A 6,383-nucleotide genomic window follows, 5' to 3' on the forward strand; every position below is an offset into this window, starting at 1 on the left:
AGATATGAACCCACTCGGCGTTGCTCAGCGACGCCACACCCGACCGTCACTACTCACAACCCAAGGTAACCGATCAGCAACGATACGCACCCCGCCGACCCAACGCTCTGCTGGCGCGTAATCGAGCCAGTTGATATGCCCGAGCAGCATTTGCTCGCCCAGGGCAGTGAGACGAACAAGGCGCCTCTGCCATTCACCTCCCGGCTGTTCGTGCACCAAGGGGTGTGGCGCATCGATCAACGGTCGCAGCAGCGCATGGAACATCAGATCGCCCAAATATGGCAGAGGCTCATAGCTCATCATCAGATGGCCGAACACCTTACCGGCAGGCAGCTCGCCATGATCGGCGAGGATGCGCAGCACCAACCGCTGAGTCAGACTCAAGCCGTCGACTGTTCCGGGAAGCTCCTGCAGTTGTCTCGCCAAAGCAGGCCCGAGCAGCGGCAGCGCAGGATGCAAGTGTGCGGCAAGGCCTGCCCATTCGCTTGGGTCCGCTGCGGTGTAGGCGGCCCATGCTTCGCGCGCCAGCGCCAACGCGTCCTCACCGAGCGAGCGCCGTTGCGACCAGAGCCATGGGAGCAAGTCCGGGGCAAGCTGACCGATGCCGATGAATCGCTCCACGCCAGACACCCGGTTGATCTCGATCAGTTCGAGCCTGCGCGGCAAGGCCGGCAAACTCGCCAGTAACCGGATCAGAAACAATTGATCGTAGGCATCGCCCTCGCACCACAATACCAGCTCACTGTCGGCGTCCAGTTTTGCCAACGCGTCACGCTGCATGGCCTGGCGCTGTTGAATATCACGGTAAGAGAGCCCAAATGCCTGTTCCAAGAAATCGGCTCGCACTGACCAATAGTCATCGTCAGGCAATGCGGGAACCGGCCCCATCACCATCGGATCATCAAACATATGAAACGAACCTGAAAAACCAGCGACCCGCAGGCTGTGCTCGATGTCGTTACCGCATCGCCAGTGCTGGACCGCCGCTTCGTTAGTCGCAGCGAAACCCGGATGACGTGCCGCGAACGTCACGCCATCGGTGTGGGTAATCAGCTTGGGCCAACTGGCGAAACCCGCCTCACGGGCGACCAGCCATTGTGTGTCGGCAAGTCGATAGTCCGGGCCAGACAAGCCCATTGCGCGCAACTGCTCACGAACATCGTCCGCTTCATGGTTTTTCAATGCCTTCAAAAGACGCTTGGCGCGTTTACGCAGGGAGGGTAAATCGAGGAGACCGTGATGACGGGAAGCGTTAGTGGCGGGCATGCCAACTCCTTACAGGGCTCGGTCCGCCGACAAGCCGGGAGTTGGAATGAAAAATTCGGGAAACCTGCCTTGGGATGACCCCTTCGCGCGGACCGCAGGCGCAGCAAGCGCCCGGAGACCGACTTTAGCGGGAAGGACTGATGAAAGCAAAGCTTGGCGGTGAGCAGATTTCGGAGGGTTGGGGAGGAGCATCCCATCTGGGTTGCTGTGAATATCCGGAGACACTGAGCGCCACGTATTTACCTAAGGCCTATCGCGTGAGTAGAATGCGATTAATTATCAATCATGTACTTTCCGAGATTCCGATGCGCAGCGATGAAACACTAGGTACTGCAGATCTAGGGCTGCTCTATCGCACCCACCACTCGTGGTTGCACGGCTGGCTAATCCGACGCATTGGATGTCGCGAGAACGCAGCAGATTTGGCGCAGGACACCTTCGTCCGTCTGCTCAAATCCCGTCAGTCCAGCCCCTTGCGCGAACCACGCGCCTATTTGAGCAGTATCGCCCGCGGACTGATGATTGATCAGTATCGTCGTCGCGAACTCGAACGTGCCTACTTGGAAAGCGTGACGTTGCTGCCTCAACACGAGGTTCCCTCGGAAGAAAGCCGGCTGATGATTCTTGATGCGCTCGAGCGCATAGACCGCATGCTCGGTATGCTTAAACCAAGAGTTCGCCAGGCATTTTTGTTTGCCCGACTCGACGGTCTAACCTGCGCGCAAATAGCCGAAAAGCTGGGTGTTTCCCGCGCGACGGTGGAACGCGACCTGGCCACTGCCCTGCAACACTGCTATCGCTTGCGTTATGTCGAGGCGTGAGCCGCAGGCGCTCAATCCGGCCATTGTCGAGCAGGCGATCCAATGGCTGGTGCGCCTTCGCTTCAATCAAGCCGATGAACAAACACAGCGCACTTTTGAGCACTGGCTGCAGCAGAGCCCGGAGCATGTGTTGGCTTGGCAGCGTGTGGAGACGCTTGGGGATGAACTGGCAGGCGTGCCAGCTCAACTGGCCCGACAAACCCTTGATGGCACCCATCATGGAATGCGGCGGCGGGAAAGCCTGAAGCTGCTGGGCATATTGGCGACTGTTGGCACGGCAGCCTGGCTCGGCCGGGACTATACACCCGTACCCGCCATGCTTGCGCAGCAGCGCAGCAGTACCGGCGAGCAACGACGCTTCCAACTCGATGATGGCAGCCTTATCCAGCTCAATAGCGATAGCGCCGTCGACAGCGATTTCGACGCCCAGCGACGCCTGATAATCCTGCGACGGGGTGAAATCATCGTGAATGTCGGCGCGGATCAACACTCGCCTCGAGCGCGACCGTTCTGGGTGCAATCACGTGACGGGATCATGCGCGCTCAGAGTTCCCGCTTTCTGGCACGCGAGCTTGACGATGGCACGCTGGTCGCGGCTCAGGAAGGATCACTCACGGTTTTCCCCGGCTCCAGTCAAACGCCTGCGAGCCGCAGCGTCCAGGCTGGAAATCGGCTGCTGTTCTCATCAAGTGGCGCCCGAATGTTCAGGGACAACGGCCTTGATCTATGGAGCTGGGGTGACGGGGTGATCAGTGCGCGCAATATGCGCCTCAGTGATTTCATCGTGGAGTTGTCGCGTTATCGCCCCGGGGTACTGCGCTGCGCCGAAGAGGTCGCTGATCGTCGCGTTTCCGGCACCTTCCAGCTCGCCGACAACGACCAGGTCCTGGCATTGATCGCGCAGTCACTGCACTTGCACATTGATTATCGGACCCGTTATTGGGTGACCGTGACCGCTGCCACCTGAGCCCATCAAAACCTTGTGCTACCTGAAAAATAATGAGGTAGCTTCTCATTCTCGTTCGACCTCTAAGGAAGGCCGGAATACAGGCCAGTCTGCCGATGTCCTTTCTTGGAGCGAGAAAATGAGTTCGTCCCCTGTTTCACAGCGCCATCCATTAAATCGTGCCTTGCAGGGTGCGATTTTGGGTTTGATCGTAAGCAGCTACGCATTGCCATCGCTGGCGCAAACGTCGAGCGCTGACCACAGCAATCAAGTCAAGCAGTGGAACATCGCTGCCGGCCCACTGGCGCCGGCGCTTGACCGCTTTGCGCGCGAGGCTGGCATCAGTCTTTCCTTCGACGCGTCGAGTGTAGTGAACCGCACCACTGCTGGCGTGAATGGCACGCTCGATACGTCGGCAGCGCTGTCATCGTTGCTGCAGGGGAGCGAATTGCAAATCGAACAGCAAGGCCCGAATGCCTATCTACTGTTCCCTCAACCAAAGCCCGCCGGCCCGCTGGAGCTCGACGCAACGGACGTCGAGGACTACCGCCTTGCGCCCCTCATCATCAATGCCAAGGTCAGGGTCAGTGCCGACGACGACGCCAACTCGGTGGTCGCCCAGGAGCTCTGGGTTGGCGGCAAGGTGGCAACCAGCATTCTCAATACACCGGCATCGGTGTCGGTTGTTACCAACAAGGAAATGGAGCAACGCAGCGTCAGCACCACGGAAGAGGCGCTGCAATACACGCCGGGCGTGGTCAGCGACTTCTATGGTACGGATGACCGCAACGACTATTTCCAGATCCGGGGCTTCCAGGCCACCACCTACCGTGACGGCTTGACCCTGAGTTCGATGCGCGGCGTACGCGAAGATCCATTCGCTTATGAACGCATCGAGATTCTACGTGGCGCCAACTCCACGCTGTTTGGCCCAGCGGACCCCGGCGGTTCGGTGAATTTCGTGACCAAACAGCCGCGCTTCGAGCAGTTTGGCCAAGGCTATGTGACCTACGGTTCGTTTGACCATGTCGAGACAGGCATCGATGTGGGGGATGCGCTGAACGACGAGAACACCTTGGCTGGCCGCTTTACTGCCAAAGGCCAAAACAGCGACCGCGAGTACGATCACTCACAGGACGACAACCGGTTGGTGATGGGCGGCCTCACCTGGGCACCCACGGATTACACGTCAGCCACCGTGATTCTGGACTATCTGAAAACGGAGAGTTCGCCCAACAGTGGCGGCTATCCGCTGGACAAGGAATACGACCGCAGCAAGTTTTATGGTGAGCCCGGCTACAACTTTCACGATGTCGAGCGCACCAGCCTCAGCGGTAACGTCACCCACGACTTCGACAACGGCTTCGTACTGCGCAGCAATCTGCGTTACAGCAAATTGACCGATGATTTTGGCTACGTTTACCTCAGCGACAGCGCCGCACGTGTCGGTACGACCGTTGACCGGTATCTGTTTGGAACAGACAGTGAGGCCGACCAGTTCAACGGCAATCTGATGCTGCAATACGATGCCCGCTTCGAGAACATCGACAGCAGCAGCCTGGTGGGCGTGGAGTACCTCGATTCGACCACCAAGGAAAGCTCGGTCTACGCCCTGACGACCCCGATTGACATTGCAAATCCCGTGTTTACTGGCGTTCCACGCTCAATCACGCCGTATGCCGTCAACAAGCGAGACGCGACCACCAAGGCCGTGTTCCTTCAGCAGAACCTATCGTTCTACGAGCGTTTCATCGTCACCGCGGGTATGCGCAACGACTCGATGGACCTTACCAGCAAAGGCTTGTTATCCACTGAGAAAGACAACTTCTCCGAAACGTCCTACCGAGGTGCGTTGACCTATATCGTCAACGATGAGGTGTCCACCTATGTGAGCATGGTGGAATCCGTCTCGCCGCCTCAGGTTGGCGTAACGCCGCAGACGGGCAGGCAGTACGAAGTGGGCGTGAAGTATGCGCCGATGGGGATGGACGCATTGTTCTCCGCAGCCGTTTATGACTTGACCCAGGAAAACGTCACCATCGCCGTGGTGCTGCCGAGCGGCATCATTGAGCAACAGACGGTGGGCGAATCGCGGGCGCGCGGCCTCGACCTGGAGGCCAAGGCGCAGGTGACGCAGAACCTCAGCCTGATAGGTGGCTATTCCTATATGGAGTCCGAGGTACTGCGCGGTTCGTTGTACGACGGCAGTTCCCTGAAGGGTAATGAGTTCACCACGGCACCCAAGCATTCCGCTTCGCTCTGGAGCTATTACGACGTGCCCGGCACTGATGTCAGCGTTGGCTTGGGTGCGCGCTACGTCGGCGCTTATTACTTCGATGCAGCCAACTCCGGCAAAAGCGATGGCACCACGCTGTTCGACGCCGCCTTCAACTACGAGATCGCCAAGGGCACCGACCTTGCAGTGAATGTCAGCAACCTGCTGGATGAGCAGCACGTGGTCGGTTCCGGCACAGCGAACTTCTACAACCCGGGTCGCGAGATTACCGCCAAAGTGAGTTACAGCTGGTAAGCAGGCGAGTAAGCCTTTTTCCCCTATAGGAAGCGGTGCCCGCTATACCGCGGGCACCGTCAACTTGGCCATCATTCTGCGAGATGAAAAGCAAGGGCGTTCGATTTTCATCGTTACGCGCCAGCTGTTAACTACGCGCCAGTAGCGCGAGATAACAGGGAACCCTACAGCTAAAAGCTGCAGGGCGAGTTGGCTTTTAGCCTTGACTTGAGACCGGCTAATGGGTGCCCTCTTCCACTCGACGATAACGCCAGCCCCCCCTGTGGCGAGGGAGCTTGCTCCCGCTCGGCTGCGCAGCAGCCGTAAAACCGGACGATGCGGTTTGCCTGGAGCAATGCAGAGGCCTGCTGCGCAGGCCAGCGGGAGCAAGCTCCCTCGCCACAGGGGGCTGTGTCGAGCCGAATCCCGATCCCAACGCCGCCCATTGTGGGAGCGAGCCTGCTCGCGATGGCGTCAGCACATTCAACATTGATGCAAGCTGCCCCACCGCTATCGCGAGCAAGCTGAACTGGTCCAGTAATTTTGGACATTTTTTTCGGTTCTCACGCAGCCAGCTTTTCCGCTGCTACAGGTGAGTGGTAACCGTTGTAACTGTGGCGCCTGACATTGTTGTAGCGCGTCACATAGCGGTTTATATCAACTCGGGCTTCGTGTTCCGAGTTGTATCCCTCTTCAGGCACCCACTCGGACTTCAAACTGCCAAAAAAACGCTCCATCGGGGCGTTATCCCAGCATTGGCCTTTTCGACTCATGCTCTGCTTAAGCTCGTGCGCCACCAGTTCGTCCCGGAATTTATGGCTGGTGTACTGACATCCCTGGT

Annotated in this window: 5 protein-coding genes; 3 read left to right on the forward strand and 2 right to left on the reverse strand. The window is 58.5% G+C overall.

Annotated features, from left to right (window positions below; genetic code table 11):
• Positions 1-24: 24 nt before the first annotated feature.
• A complete protein-coding gene (locus AD659_RS07850; protein WP_053119962.1) occupies positions 25-1,266 on the reverse strand; it encodes a DUF1835 domain-containing protein in 1,242 nt (413 codons plus the stop codon).
• A gap of 305 nt (positions 1,267-1,571) precedes the next feature.
• On the opposite strand from AD659_RS07850, the gene AD659_RS07855 reads away from it, so the two are divergent.
• The 3 genes from AD659_RS07855 (at position 1,572) to AD659_RS07865 (ending at position 5,563) form a co-directional block, all read left to right on the forward strand.
• Positions 1,572-2,087, forward strand: a complete 516-nt coding sequence (locus AD659_RS07855; protein WP_041476341.1) for a sigma-70 family RNA polymerase sigma factor — start codon at positions 1,572-1,574, stop codon at positions 2,085-2,087.
• A complete protein-coding gene (locus AD659_RS07860) occupies positions 2,074-3,054 on the forward strand; it encodes a DUF4880 domain-containing protein (protein WP_053119964.1) in 981 nt (326 codons plus the stop codon). The genes AD659_RS07855 and AD659_RS07860 overlap by 14 nt, the downstream gene beginning before the upstream one ends.
• 118 nt (positions 3,055-3,172) lie before the next feature.
• Positions 3,173-5,563: a TonB-dependent siderophore receptor gene (locus AD659_RS07865; protein WP_053119966.1), complete on the forward strand. Its 2,391-nt coding sequence runs from the start codon at positions 3,173-3,175 to the stop codon at positions 5,561-5,563.
• 542 nt (positions 5,564-6,105) lie between these two features.
• Here the strand turns inward: AD659_RS07865 and AD659_RS29090 are convergent.
• Positions 6,106-6,383: integrase core domain-containing protein (locus AD659_RS29090; RefSeq protein WP_156330581.1), on the reverse strand; the 278-nt coding region annotated here is incomplete at its 5' end.

Origin of the sequence: Pseudomonas thivervalensis (assembly GCF_001269655.1) — a bacterium.
GTDB classification, from domain to species: Bacteria; Pseudomonadota; Gammaproteobacteria; order Pseudomonadales; family Pseudomonadaceae; genus Aquipseudomonas; species Aquipseudomonas thivervalensis.